Origin of the sequence: Saccharothrix hoggarensis (assembly GCF_042678885.1) — a bacterium.
In the GTDB taxonomy this organism is placed as follows: domain Bacteria; phylum Actinomycetota; class Actinomycetes; order Mycobacteriales; family Pseudonocardiaceae; genus Actinosynnema; species Actinosynnema hoggarensis.
Map to the genome: position 1 here is coordinate 1 of NZ_JBHTLK010000426.1, position 2,540 is coordinate 2,540.

General features: G+C 74.8%; 3 protein-coding genes. 2 read left to right on the forward strand and 1 reads right to left on the reverse strand.

The annotated features are described in order from the left end of the window. Together ACFQ3T_RS35880 and ACFQ3T_RS35885 are read left to right on the forward strand one after the other, a co-directional pair. A partial coding sequence (locus ACFQ3T_RS35880) for an aminotransferase-like domain-containing protein (RefSeq protein ID WP_380730485.1) occupies positions 1 to 975 on the forward strand: 975 nt, incomplete at its 5' end. Between the two features lie 158 nt (positions 976 to 1,133). After that, positions 1,134 to 2,201, forward strand: coding sequence for a D-alanine--D-alanine ligase family protein (locus ACFQ3T_RS35885; protein WP_380730487.1), 1,068 nt, complete (start codon positions 1,134 to 1,136; stop codon positions 2,199 to 2,201). Here the strand turns inward: ACFQ3T_RS35885 and ACFQ3T_RS35890 are convergent. Continuing rightward, positions 2,198 to 2,540 (reverse strand): DUF3515 domain-containing protein (locus tag ACFQ3T_RS35890; protein WP_380730489.1); only part of this gene is annotated, 343 nt, incomplete at its 5' end. The genes ACFQ3T_RS35885 and ACFQ3T_RS35890 overlap by 4 nt on opposite strands.

A 2,540-nucleotide genomic window follows, 5' to 3' on the forward strand; every position in this document is an offset into this window, starting at 1 on the left:
GGTGACGCGGTCGCCGTGGAGGAACCCGGCTACCAGCGGGCGGTGTGGGCGCTGCTGCACCGCGGGCTGGACGTGCGCGGCGGGCTGCGGGAGGAGCTGGTGCTCGCGACCGGCGGCACCACGTCGGCGTTGGTGGAGCTGGGGTTGGCGGTGCTGCGGCCCGGTGACGCGGTCGCCGTGGAGGAACCCGGCTACCAGCGGGCGGTGTGGGCGCTGCGGTCCGCCGGCGTGCGGGTCGTGCAGGCGCCCGTGGACGCCGAGGGGCTGCTCGTCGAGGCCGTGCCGCCGGGCGTTCGGGGCGTGTACTGCTCGCCCGCCCACCAGTACCCGATGGGTGGGCGCATGTCCGCCGCGCGGCGGGTGGCGCTGGTGGAGCGGGCCCGCGCCGAGGGCTGGCTCGTGGTCGAGGACGACTACGACGGCGAGCTGCGGTACGACGTCGCGCCGCTGCCGCTGCTGGCCGCGCTGGCGCCGGACGTCGTGGTGCACCTGGGCACCACGAGCAAGATCCTCACCCCGACGCTGGGCGCGGGCTGGATGGTCGCGCCCGAGCCGATCGCCGCCGAGGTGCTGGCCCACCGCGACCGCACCGGCACCAGCCCGTCCGCGGCGGGGCAGCGCGTCGTGGTCGAACTGGCCCGCAACGGCGACCTGGGCCGGCACCTCCGCAAGCTCCGCCGTGAGCTGTCCGAGCGCCGGGCGCTGCTCTCCGCCGCGTTCGCCGAGGCCGGCATCCCGGTGCTGGGCGACGACGCGGGCGCGCACATCGTCGTCCCGCTGCCGTCGGCGCAGGCGGAACGCGAGGTGCTGGCCGAGGCGCACGACCGGGGCCTCCGCCTGGACGGCCTGGGCCGCCACCACGCCGGCCGCCCGAAGGTCCACGGCGCCGCGATCGGCTACAGCGCCTGCTCGCGCGACCAGCTGACCGCCGCCCTGCCCGACCTGATCCGCATCCTCACCCCCGCCGCCACCTGACCACGCGAACCCGCCACGCGAACCCACCACCACCCGCCGCCCACCCGCCGCCGAATGCCCGTCGCCGCCCCGTCCGCGAAACCCGCGCGACCCCTCACTTCCGCCGTCACCCCGGCGAGTCGGGTGGGGGGTTACGCCATCCGGGTAGGGTCCGATCCATGACACAGCGCAAGACCAAGGTCGCCGTGGTGTTCGGCGGGCGCAGCAGCGAGCACATGGTCTCCTGCCTGTCCGCCGGCAGTGTCCTGCCGCACCTGGACCGGGACCGGTTCGACGTCGTGCCGGTGGGCATCACCGAAGCGGGCGCGTGGGTGATCGGCGCCGACGACACCAGGGCGCTGGAGGTGCGCGACCGCCGGCTGCCCACCGTCGACGCGCTGGTTCCGGTGTCCGGCGCCGAACTCGTGCCCGTCGCGCCGAACGACGTGCTCGCCGACGTGGACGTGGTGTTCCCCGTCCTGCACGGCGCGTGGGGCGAGGACGGCACCGTCCAGGGCCTGCTGGAACTGGCCGACATCCCGTACGTGGGGCCGGGCGTGCTGGCGAGCGCCGTCGCCATGGACAAGGAGTTCACCAAGCGGCTGCTCCACGGCGCGGGCCTGCCGGTGGGCGAGTTCGCGGTGCTGCGGCGCGACCAGGACACGTTGTCGGACGCCGATCGGGAACGGTTGGGGCTGCCGGTCTTCGTGAAGCCGGCGCGCGCCGGGTCGTCCGTGGGCATCTCCAAGGTCGTGGACTGGGCGCACCTCGACAGCGCGATCGCCCTGGCCCGCAAGACCGACCCGAAGGTGATCATCGAGGCCGCCGTCTCCGGCCGCGAGGTCGAGTGCGGCGTGCTGGAGTTCCCGGACGGCCGGGTCGAGGCGTCGCTGCCCGCCGAGCTGCGCATCGTCGGCGGCGAGGTCGACTGGTACGACTTCGACGCCAAGTACCTGGACGACGTCTGCGAGTTCGACATCCCGGCCAAGCTGGAGGAGCACGTCTCCCGCGACCTGCGCGAGATGGCGGTCACCGCGTTCCGCGCGCTGGACTGCCAGGGCCTGGCCCGCGTCGACTTCTTCGTCACCGACTACGACGAGCTGGTCGTCAACGAGGTCAACACGATGCCGGGCTTCACGCCGATCTCGATGTACCCGCGGATGTGGGCGGAGACGGGCGTCGACTACCCGACGCTGCTGACCACGCTGGTCGAGACGGCCCTCGCCCGCGGCACGGGCCTGCGCTAGCCGGTGGTGTCCACGGGGCCCCGCGCGAGGGTGTCTCGGACCGTGGCCGAGACGTCCTGCAGGGGCCCCGTGCCGGCGTCGGACGGCACGGTCAGCGCCACGTACACCGGCCGGTCAACCACGTACCACGTGGCCGAGTCGCCCTCGGCCACCTCGAGCCACTGCACGTCGGAGATCACCCGGGTGACGGAGGTCGGCGTGAGCGCAGCGGGCCGGTCCAGGCCGCACCGCAGCACGACGGGCTGGTGCGCCGCGTCGCCCCACGCCAGCGCGCCGGCGGGCGCGGGGGACGCGAGTTCCCGGCGCGGCAACGTGACGCCGCCGGACAGCAGCTCCGCC